The organism is Flavobacterium sp. CSZ, from assembly GCF_015350725.1.
Taxonomy (GTDB): Bacteria; Bacteroidota; Bacteroidia; order Flavobacteriales; family Flavobacteriaceae; genus Flavobacterium.
Genome location: NZ_JADKPQ010000008.1, coordinates 213,657 through 234,051, shown reverse-complemented (window position 1 = coordinate 234,051; position 20,395 = coordinate 213,657). Strand labels below are relative to the sequence as shown.

Sequence of the window (20,395 nt, the reverse complement as noted above, 5' to 3'; positions counted from 1 at the left end):
AATATTGTCCTGTAAATCATTGATAATCAATTTATCAAATAAAATAAGGACTATGAAACCATCTATTAATGAAATCCAGGCCGTTCTTGCCAAAAAAGGATATACTTTTTTTGACCCGGCCAAACCTTATAATCTGAACATTATAGGGATTAGAAGTAAAAATGTAATCGCCAATTCCTTTGATGATACATTATGTTTAATCTTTAGCGACGACAGTCTTACTCCGCAAATATTCAGTTTTGCCGCCACAACAGATCCCGGATTATTTTGGTTAAAAAACCCATTAAACGTGAGTGGTACTGCAATTTTAGTACCAGGCCAATACAAAGGATCGCACCAAATTGGGCTGCACAAAGGCCAATACGAAGCTTTGGTACAAAAAGCTCCCGTAAAAGTGTGGAGAGATGCCAATAAAGATGGCAAACTGGACTTTTCCGGACCACAACACGAAGGTATTTTTGGAATTAATATTCACCGCAGCAATCCGGATTCAGAATCTCAGGCGGTTGAAAAATGGTCTGCCGGATGCACCGTTTTCAAAAAAGTTGCCGATTTCAAATTCTTTATGGGAATCTGCAACAAATCCAAAAGTCTTTACGGCAATTCTTTTACCTACACCTTACTGGAAGAGTCGGACTTTACTACAAATTAATAACACTTAAATAATTTATTATGAACATTGGAGATCAATTTAAGGGCCTTCCTATGGAAGACCTGATCGGTGGACCGTTATCAGCAGCTGTAAAATCAAATACCGATTTGGCCAAAGCCACAGCAGCGTTTATTAACGACATTGGTTTTGAAAAAGTAAAAGATGCAGAAGGGCTTATTGTTCCCGGTCCTGCACGAATGGTAGATTTTGTTTTTGAACGCCCTGGGCTTGACAAAGACGGAAATGCTACAGTCGAAGAAGTTAAAATGAAAGTACCAATGCTGGCCATTGTACCCATTCCTAACCTGCAAGTAGATTTGGTAGACATCACCTTTGATATGGAAGTTAAAAGCTCTACGAAATCTGTTGAATCATCTGCTTCCAAAGGAGAATTTAGTGCCTCAATGAGTGCAAAAATCGCTTTCTTTTCTATCAATGCAAGCGTTTCGGGTTCTGTTTCTTCGAGTAAAGAAAACACCCGCTCAACAGACCATTCGGCTAAATATCATGTCGAAGTAAAAGCAACCAACCACGGTTTACCTGAAGGTTTGGCAAGAGTACTTGATATTATGAATGATGCTGCAAAACCACGTCAGGTTATGGCTTATAAACCAAATGCTAATGGCGAAATCGAAAGAGGCGAAGATGGTAAACCTAAAGAACAAGGTAAACTCGTAAATACAGATGGTTCTGAAGCAACCCCATCTACAGAAAAGCCTAACGAGTAATTGATGAAGCAACCTAACACCAACTGATATGCTACCAGATAATTCGCAAAAGATCACTATCGCAGATATACGATATATAAAAAAAATAACAATTGGTTCTATTAATCCAAGTGCACCTTTTACCGAAGAAATGCGGGAAGATCAGTTGGTGTTGCTTAACAAATGTCTTTCGCAGCACCCTAAGGGAGTCATAATAGGCAAAGATATTTCTATCGGAAGTTTTAAGCTGGGTGAACACGAACTCAACATGCAAAGCACAACCTATCATGTAGGTTTTACGAGAAAGCCATACTGGCTGGATGAAAAATAACATTTAAAAAACTGAAACCATGTCACAACAAAGATTTGACCATTTATTACAGGCTATCCACAGTGCAGTATTAAAAGCTCAGGAATTAACAGAGGAGCAACATATCATGCAAATCGCAAAATATTTTGACGAAGACGGAAAACCACTTGTACAAGAACTTCATGTACCAACCCTTGATCCTGATGATGATCCTAACGCAATGACAACGCTAAGTGTTCCTTTATTAAGCCTTTTGCCGCCATCTGCAATCAAAATCAAAGAACTCAAACTAAAGTTTAAAGTTGGTTTGGGTAAAATTAAAGTAGAACAAGGTGATAGTAAAAATGGGCCAAGTCTGGATATTGACATGGGCGGCGGCGGCGGAATTTTTGGAAAAAAACAAGCCACGGCAAACGTTGAAATCACATTTGAGGCCGGAGACCCTTCAGAATCCTTTTTAAGGATCAATGACTATCTGGTTAAAAGTGTAGTATAACATTGATTATTAACTTTTAAATATAAATATTATGGCACTTAATTTTAGACCAGGCTGGAATGCTCCCATTCCACGTACTGTAGCACGTTACGGAGAGTATCAGGCTTTTCTTGATACCTTGACACCATTATTGATCGAGCAGGCATTTAGTGATGCTAACTCTCATTTTACAGATCCTGTAGCAGCAGACTTTATTAGAACTGCCGTAGCATCAAGCACTCAAGTCTACGCGATTGAGCAAGGAACGCATCAGCCGGAAGATTTAGTTCACGGGGGATTTTGTCTTCACTTTACAGGAAGAAACACCGCTAATACTGCATTTCACTTCTACGTTACACAAAATCAAGATGGGACACCAAGAATCTTCGAGATTACTTACGTGAATGCAAATAGACAAATTATAAGCTGTAGAAGAACTTAGTTGTTTCAGCATTAAAATTTAAAAACTCCCGTGGGAGTTCCTCAAAAAAACATCCGGATGTGTAAGAGGTTATCAGGAATATTTCACTAAAAATGTAATGCTATGGGAAGTTTAATCACCGTAAAAGGAAAAAAACAAGAAGCACTCTATACAACTACAGTAAACAGATTGGCATTAGATGATGAACTCTGCATTTATGCAATAGCCGATTTCTCTGCAAAAAATGGCGTTCGCTACCCCAGTTGCGAAATCAGGCAAAAGGTAGACATCAGCGGGTTCAATGCCATCAATCTTGATGAGTTGGCAAAAAACTAGATCTCATTTAAAATCATTTATCATGAAAAAACAGATTGCATTAATTTGCCTGGTCCTGTTATGCCTTGTTCCAAAATTAATGGCTCAAAAGGTATGGACACTTAAAGAATGTATTGCTTATGGCAGGAAACGTAGTTTTAAGGCCGAAGAAAATACAATACTAAATGCGACTTATGCAGAAGATAAAAAAAATATTGAAGCCTTATATCTTCCGCAATTCAATGCTGTACTCAATCCTTATTATACAAAAGGCCCGGGAGGTTATTTATGGCAATCCGGTTTTGGATTAGAAGCCAATGCTATTATTTATTCAGGATCTAAAAAAAAATATGAACTTGAAAAAGCCGATATGAAAGTTGTACAAAGTGAATATAATATTGCCAGTGCCCAAAATGATATCGAACTGCAGGTTATGTATGCTTATACAGATGCACTTTCTAAAAAAGAACAATTTCTGGTTGGTGTTCGATTTTATCATAAAGCACTACAATTGCGCTATGAGCTTTCTCAAAAAAAGATCTTTACCCTTACAGATAAAACTTTTTTTGATGCAATACTACAACAAGATCGGCAGGAAATTGAATCCTTAAGTCTGCAATACGAACTGGCATTATTAAAAATCAAACAGCTCATTAACCTGGACAGCACACCTGATTTTGATATCGAAGAAATTCCGCCTTTTGCCCCTGCTTACAAAATGCTTACAGAAGCATTTCCTAAAGCAATTCTGGCAGATCCCGGAATAAGCAGTAACAAGTTAGAAGTTGCAATTGCGGCAAAGAATATAGCTATTGCAAAAACTTTTCTTTCACCTACCATAAGTTTTCAGGGAAGTTCTTTTTATGCTTTCAATAATAACAATAATTTGTCTGGAATTCAGAACTATTTAGGCTTGCGTGTTGCTGTTGCTGTATTGAATTTAAAAGGGCAAAATGCCAATATCGAACGCGCTGTTATCAATTTTAATTACCAAAAAACGCAGCTCGAAAATCAGAAAAAGACTTTATTCAATACCGTGGTTTTTATTATAAATGAATTGACAAATAAAGAAGCTGTCTATCAAAATATGCTCATTACCCTTGATAAAACCACGCTTTTATTAAGCGAAAGCAAAAAAAATTTAGAAGCAGGAAACTCTACTTACGAATCGTATTTACTGCTCCGAAACTGGAACAGACAAAATGCGCTGCAAGCTGTTGTACTAAAATACGACACTATAACTCAGGGAAAACTGCTGGACTTTTATACAGGATCAACTTTATAACGACTAAAACGAAAAATTATGAATGCAATATTTGATAAACTAAAAAATCGTTCTCCTAATACTTCAGAAATTCCTGAACCACCAATAGAGAATGCTCCTCAAGAGATCGTAATTGTAAAACCTATAGAAGAAGATGCTTTTATTCCGGCTGAAGTGAAACCTTTACCCCTTACTACTGATACCAAAACAGCTTTTGAAACCCTGATCGAAAAAGAGATTGAAACCATGCTGCAATTCATCATTCGAAAAGGAAAAAAAATAGCAGCTGAAATAGGCTCATTGTCCGAAACCAAAAAGCTATCCCATAAAATAGTTTTGCACGAAATGCTCAGAGAAACCATACATCCGGTAACACCAAAAAGTATTGATTATGTCAATCAATATCGCGATAAATCGAATTCGAGGGTGGTATTATTAAGAATAAAAATAGTACGCCAATTTACTCTAATTGCGACAATTAGTGTTCTCCTGACCGTTTTAGGATATGGCTTAATTGAATCCGACATTTTTACAGGTAAATACACCTTTACAGATATTGCTTTATTCATTATAAATCAGCTTTATATAGTGGCTACAGCATTTTTGGGGGTAATGTTATACTTCTTTCCAAAGCTCATCAAACAATTAGACGGAAGCACTTTAACAGTACATAAAATTCCTTTTTACTGGATGGCCATTTTACTTGGCAGTCTAAGCGCGATATTATTGATCAACACAAAAGTATTTGCCCCGTATCTTATAGATGATACCCTCCTCCACAACCTTTTTATTGCGTTAGCTTGTGGTTTTGTGGCCGATATTCTCTATGGCAACATTCAGGCAATTGCACAACTATAGCTTCAGCCAAATCGGGTTTCGAAGCCTAAGATCTAATTTTTAATCACAAAAACTACAATCATGAAAAAACTATTTTTATGGTATTCAGGAACGGATACCACAGCCGAAAGTATGCGTAATTTTTTTAATATCACAGAAACAGATACTATTAAAGTTGAATACATAAATGGTCTGGGAACAGAGGGAAACATCTCTAAAACCAATACATTGCAAAATAATGATGCAGCAAATGAACCTGGACTCATTAATAAATTTACTAATTATATTTACAAACTATATACTAGAGCCAAAGGAGCGCAAGAGCATGATCAAGTGGCTCAAATTGAACATTTTTTTAAAATTACAGAAAATACAAATTCTGATGAAGAAGTCGAACTCATCATTGGCGGTCATAGTCGCGGTGCTGCTGTTGGTATCCTGGGACTTATCGCATCCTTATATGAAACGTGTAGGCTTAGTTCATTCGAAAACAGTTCAATAAAAAAAATTACATTCATTGCTGTTGATCCTGTTCCGGGTTCTTCAAAAGTTCTAGGCTCATCGGCTTTAGGTTCAAAAAACGATCTATTGGGTTTTGAAACAATAGGAGGCGAAAATAAAATTAAAACGGCATTGGATTTTATTGCAACTCGCAGCAAAAAACCAAACTTATTCAAAGTAATCTATTATCCAGCCCGGTTTGATATGAGAAACGAATTCAAAGCTGATCAATATTGGCTTGACTTTTATGAAAACCAATGTAAGAATTTAAACATTGTGAATCCTAAAAATGACAAACCTGTCATTGAAACTAAATTTTATATAGGTGGATTTAGGCATTCGGCAATGGTCGATAAAACTGAAGAAATTAGTGAACTATACGATGAAATCAATTGTCCTACCAATTTATTGAAAGAAATCGTATATCACGAACTAGAAATTTCCAATAGTGATCTTAATGCAATTCAGGAAGGCATTATAAAAACAGAAAATGATGTATTGGCTTTGGTTTCAAATATCAAAAACTTAAAATTAACAGAAAGAACCACAAAGGATTCATATCCATTAGAAATTAAGGCTGAAAAAATTCTTTATTCCGGAGAATCTCTAGAACAAATTATTAGAAATCGTGCAAAAAACAATTCCGCTAAAATTAATAAAAAGAACAACAGGTATTTAGGCCTATAAAGTTTATCAAAAATATCCCTATCCTACCCTTTTAGGGATATTTTTCTTTTTAAGATCAAAACCCCATATTCTCATGAAAAAGAATCGCAACCATTTACCAGATACCTTTCCCGAAAAAGGAAACAAAGCAGCAAAAGTTTACAACGCGATTTGCTCAGAACTTGCTATGGATGGAGACGTGCATCTGGATCTGGGCAGTTTTAGTACTACCAAAATGCATCCCTATGCAAATAAATTGATTACAGAACAATTAGGGAAAAATTTTATCGATTATGGCGAATACGCGCAAAGCAAAAAAATCCATGATAGAATCGTTGCCTTACTTTCAGGATTGCTAAATGTACCGGATCCTCATTCAATAAAAGGAACTTCTACTTTGGGATCTTCAGAAGCGATACATCTGGCCCTGCTTTCGCATAAATGGAATTGGAAAAAAAGACAACAATCCTTACAGCTCGATACAACTAAACCCAATATCGTTTACAGCAGCAATGCCCATGTTTGCTGGGACAAATTTGCATTGTATTTTGATGTTGAACCCAGAAAAATTGCCATTTCTTCTTTCCATCAATATCCTTTAGAAGAAATTCTAAAAAACATAGACCAAAATACCATTTGCGTAGGCGCCATTGCAGGAAACACCTATACCGGCAGTATTGATCCTATCGAAGAACTTAATAACAAAATCCTCGAAATCAATTCCACAAACAATTGGGATGTTGGTATTCATGTAGATGCGGCCATTGGCGGCTTTGTGCTTCCGTTTCTAAAAGAACAAAACCTGCAATGGGATTTCCGTTTGCCTTTGGTTCAAAGCATCAATCTGTCCGGACATAAATTCGGGTTGGTATATCCCGGAATTGGCTGGCTGCTTTTTAGAGATGCTTTCTTTTTACCCAAAGAACTCATTTTTTCCTCGCATTATCTTGGTAAACCTATAGACACCTACACCCTAAATTATTCTAAAGGAGCTTCGATGATTCTGGCGCAATATTTTTCGATACTTCAAAACGGAATTTCCGGCTATAAAAAAATAATAAACCGTTGCTGCAAAACAGCCCAAATTATCAGAGACCGACTCAAAGAATCCAATTATTTCGAAATAATAGACGAAGGCCAGTTACCAATTGTAGTATTCAAATTAAACACTACAAATGCAATCGACCTATACGGGTTTCAATCGCAGCTAAGAGCCAGAAACTGGATGCTTCCCGTTTATAACGCACCCGGAAATTTCGAACCCAATAAACTCATGCGAATTGTTGTAAAAGAGAATTTCGATACTACAATGGTAACACTGTTATGCGATGATCTTATTGCTATTTATCAAAACTTAAACCATTATCGTTTATGAAAAAGTTTTACTATTCAATGCTATTTTTTTTAGCCACCACATATTCTCTAAAGGCAAATTTGTACAAAGAAAACCCAAAATCCAGCAATCCGTTAGTGGTTATCGTATCCATTCATCTTAATAAAATTTATGATATCAATACCGTAAACAAAACCTATATGATCGATGCTTATTTGGTTCTTTCCTGGCGCGAAGCCACAATTTCGGATGTATTTTACCAAAATAATAAAGCCAAAATCATATACGAAAACGAAGAATTTCCTAAAAACATAATTGTTCCCTCATTCGAATTTATCAATATTCTCGGTAATCGCGAAATCATCAATAAACGATTAATCATCAATCCTGATAAAACCCTTATATACAACGAACGTTTTCACGGAAGGTTTACCTCTGTCATGGATTTTCATAAATATCCCCATGATAAACAATGTTTTACCATACAATTAGAATCATTCTCGATGGAAAAAGAAGACCTCATTTTTACCAATCCGCAGCTTTTTCCAAAAAAACTCGATCCCTCATATATGGAAGAATGGAATATTTTAGGCCAACGCGATTACGTCAATAAAATGGTTTATAATCACTTAAGTGCCAGCAAAAAAGGAGAAGAATTCTCCAGATGCAATTTTGAAATCTACGCCCAACGAAAAATAGAATATTACATCTGGAAAATAATATTACCAATCGCAATCCTGGTTGTCGCATCGTGGTTGGTTTTCTGGGTAAAAGATTTTGCAAATCAGCTCAATATCTCTTTTACATTGATGCTTACAATGGTAACATTCAATTTTTTCACCTCATCATTATTGCCAACATTGCCCTATAATACGTTTATCGAACTCGTTATAATATCCGGCTATATCTCGATTTTCCTGACCTTAATCGCCATAATTTTCAACTACGCCTATTCAAAAAACGATCGTACAACCCTAAAAATAAATAACTTTTTTCAATTATTTTTTCCTTTACTTTATATTCTTTACATCCTGATTTGCATTTATATAATTTTCTTTTAAAAAAATAATCTGGGCTGTAGTGTTTATAAAAACTGGACTATACAGTTACTTGCCATCTTATTATATTTACGTAAAAATACATCCAAAAATGAAAAGCATATCAATACCACAAGCAGGCTTAATTTTACGAATAGTGCTAGGAATCACCATGCTTTCAGCCGTTGCAGACCGTTTCGGACTTTGGGGCGCACCAGGTGATCCCGGAGTTGCCTGGGGAAACTGGGAAAATTTTATCACCTACACCCATACCCTAAACCCTTTCGTTAGTAAATCCTTTGCAGGAATATTAGGCGCTTTGGCCACATTCTTCGAAATCGCATTTGGACTCTCCTTAATCATCGGATTCAAAACTAAATATGCCGCTTTAGGAACCGCAGGATTAATGCTCCTTTTCGCGATCACGATGGCAATTTCGGTTTCTGTAAAAGCACCTTTTGATTATTCTGTGCTTACAAGTGCCGCAGGCGCTTTATTACTTTCTACAATTGGCAGAACTTCTTTTGCGCTTGACAAATAAATAAAAATTCTGGTTGAATAATTAGAAGCTAATCCAGCCATCCGCTGTATCTTTTGTGGTGAACCCCACCACAAAAGGATGCCGCTCCTGTCTGGGCTAGGGCACTCATTTTCATAAAATATTCTGAGATTTATATCGAGAAATCAAAAAACACACAAAACACTAATAATGAGTATTTTATAAAACACAATAAAGAATCATGTAAAGGATTAAAAACCTAAACCTCTAATTTTAAAATAATTAATTATTAACGAAATAAATAAAATTATGAAAACGCTAATCAAATCAAAAATCGCATTTCTTTTTATTTTAATCGGACTTTCATTTTCCTGCAAGAAAACCGACACCATTCCGGCCGATAATACCTATGTTGACTCTACCGAAACAACAATTGATAGTGTAGACGCTACAATAGACACAGCAACTGTACCTACGGATACATCTGCTATAAAAAGAGATTCTATCGCAAACGCAAAAAAATAGATCATGATCCCATTTTATAAAGGATTCAGACTATTATTTTATAAAAACTCCATCATAATGATGGAGTTTTTTTGTGTTTTTTTAGATTGTGCGTATTTTGCTTTTAATGGCGCACGGATGATACGGATTCGCTGTGGCGAAAACGCAGATTTACACGGATTTTTTATTTTACTCATGATAGCTACCCGCAATCTTGTCATCCTGAGGAACGAAGGATCACGCACGGAACTCTACAAAGATTGGCGATTTAGTTTGCAGCATTTCTCGTGCAATCTTTCGTTCCTCAAGATGACAAACTATCCGAAAATATTATTATGAAAACGAGTACCCTAGCCCCGATAGATTCTGCAAAACCTTTTTATTTTTTTTCTTTAAAAAATAAAAAGATTGGAACGGATTGCTTCGCCAATTCGCACTTTCAGGCTCGGGTCCGGGATTAGCTCCTGAAAAAAAAGATTTGGTTTTATCATGGAAATCGAAATGACAAAATTGTGCATAGTTGAAGGAACTCTTAGAAATTTAAAAACGAAACGAAACACAATATCTCATTAACTAACAACCTTTTACACTGACACAAATTAAAGACAACTCATTTTTAAGGTATATTTAAGCTCCTAAATTCTTCCCGAACAAATATCAATTCGTAAATTAGCGCCAACAAAATTTATCCCAATGACAGTACTTACATTTACCTTGATTATGATTCTTGGTGCTTTTTTAGCAGGTTTTATTGGTTCATTATCAGGCTTGGGTGGCGGAATTATCATAATTCCCCTTTTAACAGTCATTCTTGGCGTTGACATTCATTATGCAATTGGTGCAGCTTTGGTTTCTGTAATTGCAACTTCCTCAGGTTCAGCCGCAGCTTATGTCAGGGAAGGAATCACGAACATGCGATTGGGAATTTTTCTCGAAATTGCCACAACAATCGGAGCCGTTTGCGGAGCTTTACTTTCGACCATCGCTCCTACTTCATTCATAGCCGTATTATTCGGACTTACTTTGATTTTCTCGGCTATAAATTCACTTCGAAAAAAAGAAGAACATATTGTTTTAGAATCATCTCCTTTGGCTAAAAAATTACGACTTGAAGGAACTTATCCCACTCATGACGGGCAAGTAGTACATTACGGAACCAAAAACGTAGTAGGCGGTTTTGGAATGATGGGAATCGCCGGTATGATGTCAGGTTTGTTAGGTATTGGTTCAGGCGCTTTTAAAGTGATTGCCATGGACAATATCATGAGAATTCCTTTTAAAGTTTCTACCACAACAAGTAATTTTATGATGGGTGTTACCGCAATGGCAAGTTCTGTAATCTATATCCAGAAAGGATATATCGAACCTGGAATTTGTATGCCGGTCGTTATTGGTGTTTTGTTTGGCGCAATGGCTGGAGCAAAAGTACTTGTAAAAACCAACCCTAAAAAACTAAGAATCTTTTTTGCGTGCCTGATTTTTGTGCTTGCAGTAAACATGATATACAACGGACTTAATGGAAAAATCTAAGACAATGCAACACGAAAAATTTGGAGAAAAAGATTTTCAATCCATCATTGGTAATTTATTGCGCTATGGCGTCTGGATCTCATTATCTGTAGCCTTTATTGGCGGAATCGTCTATTTGATGGGTCACAGTAATGATATCGAAAACTATTCTGTTTTTAAAGAAAATGACCGTAATATATTCGAAGTAATTTCAACCATCTATAATGGAGCCATTCAGGGAAATGGAGAATCGCTAATCTTTGTTGGGATCATCTTACTTTTCCTTACGCCTGTATTACGTGTTTTACTATCGCTGTTTTCTTTTCTTTTAGAGAAAGATTATTTGTATGTAGTAATTACATTAATCGTTATTGTAATCATTTTGATAAGTGTTTCTTTTGGATTTTCGCATTAAATAACAATTCGTAATTTTTTATTAAACACATAGAAACATAGGTTTTATGTGTTTAATAAATAAGAATGCAAAAAGAAATTCATTTCTTTCACATAGCGCTAGCTATGTGAATTTTAAATAAGTGAAACGCCTTTTTATCAGTTCAAAAATTCTATGTCTCTATGTGTTTAAAAAAACACAGTTCATTAAAGACTATTTTTTACTAATTGCCCTAATCGTTTTAGATCCAGTTCTACTTTTTCTTTCCATTCTAAACCAAAATTAAGCCGCATACAATTATTGTATTGATCATGTTGGGTAAAAATTCTGCCTGGAGCAAAACCTATTTTTTGCTGGATTGCCGTATCGTACAAAACAGCCGTATCAATACTTTTATCCAGTTCAAGCCAAAGAAAAGAACCTCCCTGCGGTTGCGAAATTTTAGTGTTTTCAGGAAAATGATCTTCAATGGTACGCTGAAAATGCAATGAATTGGTGTATAATGTACTTCTTAAGTTCCTTAAATGGTGATCGTATCTTCCGTGCTCTAAGAAATCGGCAATTACTTCCTGATACAACGAAGGCATACAAACTGTCTGAGCCATTTTTTGCCTGATGATTTTATCCTTAAATTTCCCCGGTGCCACCCATCCTACACGATATCCCGGTGCCAATGTTTTAGAAACTGATCCGCACCACATGACAATTCCTGCTTCGTCATAATACTTGCACGGCTTTGGCCTGGCGGTTCCAAAAAATAGATTGCCATACAAATCATCTTCTATTAAAGGAATATTATGATGCGTGAGCATTTTTACCAGTTCTTCTTTATGTTCATCAGGCATTAAACTCCCTAAAGGATTGCTGAAATTGCTCATAAAACAGCAAACATCAACTTTATGAATCACCTTCTTTAAAGCCTCTAAATCTACTCCTGTAGTAGGATGTGTTGGTAATTCGATAATATTAAGTCCCATATTCTGGGCAATCTGAATAATTCCAAAATAAACCGGACTTTCAATCGCAATAGTATCTCCGCGTTTGGTAACGGCCATTAAACAATTAAAAATCGCATTCATAGCTCCCGAAGTAGTCACAAAATCATCTTCAGTCAATTTCCCTTCTAGTACAATGGCCCATTTTGCTACATTTCGTCTCAAATTGGCGCTTCCCTGAACAGGTTCGTAACTTGTTCCGCTTTCGGCCAGATTGCGTACGACTTTTGTAAGACCTTTATTAAGCTTCGCAATAGGCAACAAACTCGGATCAGGAACTCCAATCGAAAACCTTGTTATATCTTTATCACTTAAACTATCAAAGACCTTTGTTATCAAATCCTCAGAAGTTGTTTTTTGTTCTGATAACTTCAGTTTATTCATTGAAGGAAGCAATAATTTTCTATTTGAAGTTTTACTAACATAAAAACCTGATTTTGGTCGGGATTCTATCAACGATTTACTTTCTAATTCTAAAAATGCTTGTTTTATGGTATTCATACTTACATTGTGCAATTTCTGAAAAGCACGAATAGACGGAAGTTTATCCCCAATTTTTAAAGTTTCGGAGAAAATTTGTTCCTGAATAGTATTTGCAATTTTTAGATATAAAACCTCTTTTGCCATTTTTTTTGATCGTTATCTGTATCCTGTAAATTTACTAAAATTTAATCTGTAACCTTTATGATATTAATTGCAAACATTCAGCCAGTTGAATAATTTTTCGGCAGCATTCTGAATTTTATTGGTACGTGTTTCAGGATCTTTAAATGCGGTAAAAAAAGCATTTTGGGCATGAAATTTTAAATCCTGCTCTGCCTCAACGCTGTAAAATTCCTGCTCCCAATATGAGTTAATTTCCGGTTTTCCTGCTTTATTAATTGCAACAAAAGCATAACCAATTACGCGATTATCAAAAGAGGCAATACTTAAAGGAAGACCAAAATGGGATGATGATTTCGCAAATTTGTTTTCGCTATCCTTCACCTTACTTTGGTAAATATTTACAACAGATTTTAAAGAAGATATATTAATTGAATCAAATTGAATATTGGTAGTTTTCGTGGTATCCATTGCTGTAGTCGTTTAATTTCTTAACAAAATTAGGGAGTAAAAAAGATTAGATACAGATACAAAAATCATTTAATTTAAGGGTACAGATGACAAAATAATTATAGACTTAAAAATTGTAACTCGCAGATAAGTTTAAAATAACACGAATTTCACGAATTTGCACAAATCATAATTGGTTACCCTTAGTTTGTGAAATTAATTTCACAAACTAATTCGTGCAAATTGGTGAAATTCGTGTTTCAAATTGATTGATATTTATTCCGAATCCTACTCCTTAAAGCCGTTTTTTTGATAACAGAAAAAATAATTTTTAATACCTTTACTAGTATGATAGAAATTGGTATAGACAGTTTTGCTTCGGCGATGTACGGAGACAACAACACTTTGAGTAGTGTCGATGCGATGGAACAATTACTGCAAAGAATCGAGCTGGCAGATCAGGCCGGACTTGAGGTTTTTGGAATTGGAGAGCATCATAAAAAGGAGTTTTTAGATTCGGCTACAGCCGTAATATTAGGCGCTGCTGCTGGCCGGACAAAACGCATCAGGTTAGCAAGTGCTGTTTCGGTTTTAAGTGCCGCTGATCCCGTTCGGTTGTATCAAAATTTCTCTACACTGGATCTAATCTCAAAAGGAAGAGCCGAAATTGTTGTAGGCCGTGGATCTGCAATTGAAGCCTATCCCCTTTTTGGCTATAGCTTCAATGATTACGATGCCCTTTTTAGTGAAAAATTAGAACTTCTTTTACAAATTAGAGCTAATGAATTTATCACCTGGTCGGGAAAATTCCGTCCGGCTTTGAATAATCTCCCTGTATATCCCAGAGCTTTACAGGAAAAATTACCTATCTGGCTGGGCGTTGGCGGAACTCCGGAATCTTTTATTAGGGCAGGATCTTTGGGTTTACCTTTGATGGTGGCTGTAATTGGCGGACAAACACATCGCTTTAAACCTTTGGTCGATTTGTATCGCGAAGCCGGAAAAGCCGCAGGTTACAAACCCGAAGAACTAAAAGTAGGTTTGCACTCGCCAGGTTTTGTGGGCAATACAACCGAAAAAGCTATCGAAGAATACTATCCGGGTTATGCCGAGCTTTGGACTAAATTAGGAAGAGAACGCGGCTGGCCTCCCGTAACCAAAGACAAATTTGACGGGCTAATCGATGACTTGGGTGTTTTAATTGTGGGAAGCCCGGAAAGAGCAGCAGAGAAAATTCTGCGTCATAGCGAATCGCTTGGCGGAATCTCGAGATTTACCTTCCAAATGGATAATGCAGGACTTACACACACCCAATTAATGAACGCTATCGAACTTATCGGATCTAAAGTAATTCCGTTGATTCATAAAGGATAATATTTGCCACACATTAAAAGATTAAAAGGATTTATATATTAATAAAACTTTGAACCTCTGTCGCTTTGAACCTTAAAAAGAAAAAGCATCAGTCGGAAACTGATGCTTTTTTTGTTTTCAAATATAGATTATCACATTAAAAAAACCTGCGAAAACCCGTTAAACCCGCACAATTCGTAGGCTAAAAAATTAGAATTTATACGTTACACCCACTCTAAAGTTTCTTGGTGCTTCTGTTTGCCAGTAGTACGCTTCAAGCCACTCATAATAAGAACCGCTGTAAAGATATTTATCCAAAATATTAAACACGTTTGCAGTAATTTTTATTTTTCCTGTTTCATAAGATAAACCTCCATCAAGTTTAAAATAGTCCGGTAATCTTTCTGATGCTACACTCCAGGTATCCGTTTCACGTCCTGCAAGATAAGTACCGCCAATAGAAGCGCCTAAACCTTTTAGTTTTCCGTTTTGAACCGTATAATTTAACCATGCATTGGCTGTATGTTTAGAATATCCAGCAACAACAGAACCTTCTTTTATAGTTGTAACGTCAGATTCAAGTACAATAGATTCTGTAAAAGCATAATTAGCAATTAAATTAAGGCCATCAAAGATTTTTCCTCTTAGGTCAAATTCAATACCCTGAGCTCTTTTTTCTCCAAGGACAACACTATATTGCTGACCACCTGGAATATTATTCGGGTCAGAAGTAAGCTCATTTTTCTTTAAAATATTGTAAGCAGATAAACTGGTATTCCAAGAACCGTCAAACCAATCTTTTTTGATACCAAATTCAACATTATTTCCTGTAAGTGGTTTCACTTTACCATCTTGAACAATACCTGACTGTGGTGTAAAAGCCTGATCGTATAATCCGTAAACAGCCAAATCATCTGTTACAGAAAAACTAACTCCTACACGTGGTGTAATATGGCTGTCTTCCTGTGTTTCTCCAAAACTTGACTGAGTAATCCAGGTATATCTTGCAGCAAGTGTTAATCTTAATCTGTTTTCAAGAAAACCAAGTTCATCCTGAATATAGGCCGCTGCATATTCTGAAGTTATTTTTCCTCCAGCTCTTACCGAAAGCGGCGTTGTACGATCAAAAGCAGGCATACCATTTACTGGTGGTCCGTAATTTGGATTATAAACATTAAAAGGATTCGCTGGAGTATCAAGCTTATGAGATTGTCCCCAATCTGCCATATAATCTTTACTTCCTAAATCTACTCCACCCAATACTTTATGTGTAATTGGTCCGGTAGTGAATTTTCCGTTTACAAAAATCTGACCTAAGTACATATTGCTTTCTGCATCCCAAATACTAACATTTCTTATAATGTTGCCTACTCCTAATGCATTTTGTTCTGAACCTACAGCACTTGGCCATGAACTATATCCTTCTTGCAGATATTTAAAATAAGAAGTTTGTGCCGTCAGTTTCCAGTTCTCATCAAACTTATGCTCAAACATAAGGTATCCGTTATGATCTTGTATATTAGTATCCGGCAATCCTGGTTGTGTCATAGTAAACCCAACTGGTAAAGTGGCATATCCTTGAGATTTAGGACCAAATACATAATAAGAACCAACCTCAGTCATGTTGGCATACTGAAAATTATATTCAGCCGTAATTTTTGTTTTATCATCAACCTGATAGGTAATAACAGGAGCAATTACATAACGATCATTGTGCTCATATGCTCTGTGAGAACCTTTATTTTGTGCTGCCGCATTAAAACGGTACAATAATTTTCCTTTTTTATCCAGTTTCCCGTCAAGATCAATATTTGCTCGGTAAAAATCATAACTTCCCGCAATTACAGAAGCTTCACCTTTAGTAATTCCGGTTGGTTTTTTAGTCACCACATTATAAAGTCCGCTTGGATCACCGCTCGAAAGCATAAATCCTGCCGGTCCTTTTACAAACTCAATATGATCTACAAAGCTCATGTCTTCTGTAAGAGGTCCCCATGAAGAAGAAACTACATTAAAACCATTACGGAAAGCCTGAACCTGAGAACCACGCATTTTAATATTCGTATATAAATCTCCCCAATGTTCTGAACGTACAGCACCACTCACGTTTCTGATCACTCCATCACTCATACTTGTAATTTGCTGGTCTTTTAAAGTCTGAGCGCTCACAATTTGAATATTTTGTGGAATTTCAAGTACCGGAGTCTGAAGACGCAAGGACAAAGAAGGCTTGTCTTGCTTGTACTTATTTTTGGTAATTACTACTTCGTCAAGATCTTCCTGACTTTCAGAAAGCATAAAGTTTTTAGTTACCGTTTGTTTTGCATTTACAGTAATTTGAGCTTCTACCGGATGAATACCCATAGCGTGAATAATAATAGTATACGTAGCCGGCTTAACGTTTTTAATTTCGTATTGCCCGTTTTCACTGGTTACGGCACTATATCTTGTTCCTTTAAGAGCAACAGAAACACTTTCTGCCGGAACGTTTCCGCTCAAAGAAACTTTTCCTGTTATTTTTCCTGCGTCCTGAGCCATCATTTGCAATGAGGTTAAAAACATCAGGCAAAATAATGCCCTTTTAATAGTCAATATATTCATTTTTTATCTCGTTTTGATTTCGAGGGCAAAAGTAACAGCTAAATCCTTCTTAAGCAAAATTATTTTTAATTATTCTAAATAAGAACTCCGATTAATCTTATGATTTCCTAAACAAAATTTTTAAAGCATTATAAACATCTAATTTTCAAGCCCATTAACTTTATACAATCATTTTAAAATTATTTCGATAAAAATGAGTTTCCGGCTAAAAACCGGATATTTTTATCTAAAACATTCAAATTATAACCAACTCTGCTTATCTTTAATCTGGAAAAAATCTTCCGGAAACAAAAATCATAGCTATGAATACCACGTCTACCATTAGAAAAGTTGCCATTGTTGGGTACAACCGAATTCCGTTTGCGAGAGCGAATACAGCTTACGCCAAAGTTGGAAATACAGAAATGATGACGGCCGCGCTTGACGGACTAATCGATAAATACAATCTAAAAGGAAAACTATTGGGAGAAGTTGCTGGCGGTGCCGTAATCAAACATACTTACGATAGTAATTTGATTAGGGAATGTGTCATGAAAACAGCTCTTGATCCCGCAACTCCCGCCTGCGATTTGCAACAAGCCTGCGACACCGGGATAGAAAGCGCGATTTATATTGCCAACAAAATTGCTTTGGGACAAATAGAATCCGGAATTGCCGGCGGTGTAGATTCTATAAGTGATATGCCAATTGCGGTGAGCGAGAAACTTAGAAAAACTTTACTAAATGCCCGAAAAGCAAAATCTTTAGGCGAAAAAATAAAACTCTTTCTACAATTGCGCCCAAAAGATTTAACGCCTCTCGTTCCCAGAAATGAAGAATCGCAAACGGGACTTTCGATGGGCGGACATACAGAAATTACTGCCAAACATTATCAGATTTCGCGTGAAGATCAGGATAATCTGGCGCTTAAAAGTCACCTGAATATGGCGAAAGCGTATGACGAAGGATTCTTTGATGATATGATAACTCCGTTTCAGGGACTTGAAAAAGATAATAATCTAAGAAAAGACAGTACCATAGAAAAGCTGGCCAAATTAAACCCTGCTTTTGATAAGGTAAACGGAACACTTACGGCAGGAAATTCGACTCCGCTTACAGATGGAGCATCTTGTATCCTTTTAGCCAGTGAAGAATGGGCAAAAGAACAGGGACTTCCTGTTTTGGCTTATATTACTTTTGCCGAAGTTGCTGCTATCGAATATGTCAAAAACCAACAAAATCTCCTATTAGCGCCATTATTTGCGGCAAGCAGAATGCTGGATAAAGCAGGATTGACTTTGCAGGATTTTGATTATTATGAAATTCACGAAGCTTTTGCAGCACAAGTTTTAGCCACTCTAAAAATTTGGGAAAGTCCTGAACTTAGTGCCCAATTAGGTTTAAAGAAAGCTCTGGGTGCCATTGACAGAAATAAACTCAATGTAAAAGGAAGCAGTCTTGCCGCAGCACATCCTTTTGCCGCAACCGGAGGAAGAATCATTGGGGTTATGGCAAAATTATTAAATGAAAAAGGTTCCGGAAGAGGATTTATCTCTATTTGTGCTGCCGGAGGTCAGGGAATAACAATGATTATTGAGAAATAATACCGTAGATTTCTATGCGTAATTATCTTTGTCAAAGTTTTAAACTTTGACAAAGATTCCACAATCTAAACCTTAACATAATGTACAACAAAACCCAACATTTTTTAAAAACTGCCGGGTTTATTGCATACGAAAATGTCCAACTCCCGTACTTTATTTTCAATTTAAAAAGCGAATTCTTCTACAGCAGCCAAAGCATTTGGTAAGGCACTTTCGGCAAAATCAGGGATTGAAGTTCCTTCTACGCGAAAAGTAGTGACATCGGTAATTCCTAAAAAGCCCAAAACTACACGCAAATATGGCTCTGCAAAATCATAACTTTTGTACGGCCCATCAGAAAATACAGCTCCTGAAGCAACTGATAAGAATACTTTTTTGCCGGTTATCAATCCTTTAGGTCCATTCTCATCATAACTGAAAGTCTTTCCTACCCTTGCCACCTGATCAATCCATCCTTTTAATAATGCCGGAATTCCAAAATTATATATCGGCACCCCAATAACGATAATATCAGCTTCTAATAAATCCTGTATAGCCTCATCAGAAAGTTTAATCGAATCTGACTGGGCAGTTGTATGCGTTTCTTCAGGACTATAAAATGCGTTAAGCTGCAATTCATTCAAATAAGGTAAAGGCGTTTTAGAAAGATCAAAAGTTTGTACTTCGCTTCCCGGATATTCCTTTGCCAGTTTTTCTAGAACTGCATTAGATAATTTATTACTAAATGAAGCATCTCCTTTGATGCTCGTTACTATATTCAGAATCTTTTTACTCATTTTTATTACTATTTTGTTTTACAATACAAACTTATATACATTTGCTATCTCTTTTATAGTACTATCCTCAAAGATAGCGCTATCCTTGAGGATAGTAACATTAGAAATATGAAAACAAAGAGCGAAATAACAGCAGAAATGGGGTGTGATGGTCAACAAGAAGAATGTCTGGCTGCACTGCGTCCGGTACGGGATGCATTAGAAGTTTTAAGCGGGAGATGGAAATTGCCTATCCTGATTGCTTTATCAAACAGGCCGAAACGATTTAAGGAAATTTCTAAAGATATCAACGGAATTACAGATAAAATGCTTTCGAAAGAACTTAAGGATCTGGAGCTAAACAAACTCGTTACCAGAACCGTTTACGATACTTTTCCGCCCACTGTTGAATATGCCAGAACAGAACATAGCCAAACGTTATATAATGTCATTGGGGCATTAAATGAATGGGGAACTTTACATAGAAAAGAAATTATAGGACATTAAAAATGATTTCGCCAAACCCGACAGGTTTTAAAACCTTTCGGGTTTATTTTTTTTAATGCTACGCCAAACTGTAACAAAATCAAAAAATAAGTCTCTATAGTAAAAAGCCGTATCATTAACCTGA

At 36.2% G+C, this 20,395-nt stretch carries 22 protein-coding genes; 18 read left to right on the top strand and 4 right to left on the bottom strand.

Features of this window, described 5'->3' with window-relative positions:
- Nucleotides 1-52: 52 nt before the first annotated feature.
- From IRZ78_RS11615 to IRZ78_RS11545, 15 genes are all read left to right on the top strand, one after another.
- Nucleotides 53-652: a hypothetical protein gene (locus tag IRZ78_RS11615; RefSeq protein ID WP_194616702.1), complete on the top strand. Its 600-nt coding sequence runs from the start codon at nt 53-55 to the stop codon at nt 650-652.
- Between the two features lie 20 nt (nt 653-672).
- Entirely contained in the window at nt 673-1,380 is a 708-nt protein-coding gene (locus IRZ78_RS11610; RefSeq protein ID WP_194616701.1) for a DUF2589 domain-containing protein, read from the top strand.
- Between the two features lie 28 nt (nt 1,381-1,408).
- Nucleotides 1,409-1,690: a hypothetical protein gene (locus IRZ78_RS11605; protein WP_194616700.1), complete on the top strand. Its 282-nt coding sequence runs from the start codon at nt 1,409-1,411 to the stop codon at nt 1,688-1,690.
- A gap of 19 nt (nt 1,691-1,709) precedes the next feature.
- The gene (locus IRZ78_RS11600; protein WP_194616699.1) at nt 1,710-2,165 is read left to right on the top strand and encodes a DUF2589 domain-containing protein; all 456 of its coding nucleotides are present in this window, start codon (nt 1,710-1,712) and stop codon (nt 2,163-2,165) included.
- Between the two features lie 31 nt (nt 2,166-2,196).
- A complete protein-coding gene (locus tag IRZ78_RS11595; protein ID WP_194616698.1) occupies nt 2,197-2,586 on the top strand; it encodes a hypothetical protein in 390 nt (129 codons plus the stop codon).
- Between the two features lie 102 nt (nt 2,587-2,688).
- Nucleotides 2,689-2,901 carry a hypothetical protein gene (locus tag IRZ78_RS11590; RefSeq protein WP_194616697.1) on the top strand — a complete coding sequence of 71 codons (213 nt, stop codon included), beginning with the start codon at nt 2,689-2,691 and terminating at the stop codon, nt 2,899-2,901.
- A 22-nt stretch (nt 2,902-2,923) separates the two neighbouring features.
- Nucleotides 2,924-4,165: a TolC family protein gene (locus IRZ78_RS11585; protein WP_194616696.1), complete on the top strand. Its 1,242-nt coding sequence runs from the start codon at nt 2,924-2,926 to the stop codon at nt 4,163-4,165.
- Between the two features lie 18 nt (nt 4,166-4,183).
- A complete protein-coding gene (locus IRZ78_RS11580) occupies nt 4,184-5,002 on the top strand; it encodes a hypothetical protein (RefSeq protein ID WP_194616695.1) in 819 nt (272 codons plus the stop codon).
- A gap of 60 nt (nt 5,003-5,062) precedes the next feature.
- Nucleotides 5,063-6,169 carry a hypothetical protein gene (locus tag IRZ78_RS11575; protein WP_194616694.1) on the top strand — a complete coding sequence of 369 codons (1,107 nt, stop codon included), beginning with the start codon at nt 5,063-5,065 and terminating at the stop codon, nt 6,167-6,169.
- Nucleotides 6,170-6,242: 73 nt separating this feature from the next.
- Nucleotides 6,243-7,523: a glutamate decarboxylase gene (locus tag IRZ78_RS11570; RefSeq protein ID WP_194616693.1), complete on the top strand. Its 1,281-nt coding sequence runs from the start codon at nt 6,243-6,245 to the stop codon at nt 7,521-7,523.
- Nucleotides 7,520-8,542 (top strand): hypothetical protein, encoded by a 1,023-nt coding sequence (locus tag IRZ78_RS11565; protein WP_194616692.1) that lies wholly within the window; start codon nt 7,520-7,522, stop codon nt 8,540-8,542. The genes IRZ78_RS11570 and IRZ78_RS11565 overlap by 4 nt, the downstream gene beginning before the upstream one ends.
- An 88-nt stretch (nt 8,543-8,630) precedes the next feature.
- Complete coding sequence (locus tag IRZ78_RS11560; protein WP_194616691.1) at nt 8,631-9,059, top strand: DoxX family membrane protein; 429 nt, start codon at nt 8,631-8,633, stop codon at nt 9,057-9,059.
- Nucleotides 9,060-9,326: 267 nt separating this feature from the next.
- Nucleotides 9,327-9,542, top strand: a complete 216-nt coding sequence (locus IRZ78_RS11555; RefSeq protein ID WP_194616690.1) for a hypothetical protein — start codon at nt 9,327-9,329, stop codon at nt 9,540-9,542.
- A 672-nt stretch (nt 9,543-10,214) separates the two neighbouring features.
- The gene (locus IRZ78_RS11550) at nt 10,215-11,051 is read left to right on the top strand and encodes a sulfite exporter TauE/SafE family protein (RefSeq protein WP_121319401.1); all 837 of its coding nucleotides are present in this window, start codon (nt 10,215-10,217) and stop codon (nt 11,049-11,051) included.
- 4 nt (nt 11,052-11,055) lie between these two features.
- Nucleotides 11,056-11,445, top strand: coding sequence for a DUF1634 domain-containing protein (locus tag IRZ78_RS11545; RefSeq protein WP_228520443.1), 390 nt, complete (start codon nt 11,056-11,058; stop codon nt 11,443-11,445).
- A gap of 185 nt (nt 11,446-11,630) precedes the next feature.
- Here the strand turns inward: IRZ78_RS11545 and IRZ78_RS11540 are convergent, their stop codons facing one another.
- Together IRZ78_RS11540 and IRZ78_RS11535 are read right to left on the bottom strand one after the other, a co-directional pair.
- Entirely contained in the window at nt 11,631-13,046 is a 1,416-nt protein-coding gene (locus tag IRZ78_RS11540) for a PLP-dependent aminotransferase family protein (protein ID WP_194616688.1), read from the bottom strand.
- 63 nt (nt 13,047-13,109) lie between these two features.
- Nucleotides 13,110-13,493: a hypothetical protein gene (locus tag IRZ78_RS11535; RefSeq protein ID WP_194616687.1), complete on the bottom strand. Its 384-nt coding sequence runs from the start codon at nt 13,491-13,493 to the stop codon at nt 13,110-13,112.
- 330 nt (nt 13,494-13,823) lie between these two features.
- Here IRZ78_RS11535 and IRZ78_RS11530 point away from each other — a divergent pair, with 330 nt between their 5' ends.
- The gene (locus IRZ78_RS11530; protein WP_194616724.1) at nt 13,824-14,846 is read left to right on the top strand and encodes an LLM class flavin-dependent oxidoreductase; all 1,023 of its coding nucleotides are present in this window, start codon (nt 13,824-13,826) and stop codon (nt 14,844-14,846) included.
- Between the two features lie 189 nt (nt 14,847-15,035).
- Here IRZ78_RS11530 and IRZ78_RS11525 read toward each other — a convergent pair whose 3' ends face one another.
- On the bottom strand, nt 15,036-17,426 hold the full coding sequence (locus IRZ78_RS11525; RefSeq protein ID WP_194616686.1) for a TonB-dependent receptor: 2,391 nt from the start codon (nt 17,424-17,426) through the stop codon (nt 15,036-15,038).
- 302 nt (nt 17,427-17,728) lie between these two features.
- On the opposite strand from IRZ78_RS11525, the gene IRZ78_RS11520 reads away from it, so the two are divergent.
- A complete protein-coding gene (locus IRZ78_RS11520) occupies nt 17,729-19,009 on the top strand; it encodes an acetyl-CoA C-acetyltransferase (protein WP_194616685.1) in 1,281 nt (426 codons plus the stop codon).
- Nucleotides 19,010-19,173: 164 nt separating this feature from the next.
- Here IRZ78_RS11520 and IRZ78_RS11515 read toward each other — a convergent pair whose 3' ends face one another.
- Nucleotides 19,174-19,785: an NAD(P)H-dependent oxidoreductase gene (locus IRZ78_RS11515; protein ID WP_194616684.1), complete on the bottom strand. Its 612-nt coding sequence runs from the start codon at nt 19,783-19,785 to the stop codon at nt 19,174-19,176.
- Between the two features lie 108 nt (nt 19,786-19,893).
- Here IRZ78_RS11515 and IRZ78_RS11510 point away from each other — a divergent pair, with 108 nt between their 5' ends.
- The gene (locus IRZ78_RS11510; protein WP_228520441.1) at nt 19,894-20,271 is read left to right on the top strand and encodes a helix-turn-helix domain-containing protein; all 378 of its coding nucleotides are present in this window, start codon (nt 19,894-19,896) and stop codon (nt 20,269-20,271) included.
- The last annotated feature ends 124 nt before the right edge of the window (nt 20,272-20,395 follow it).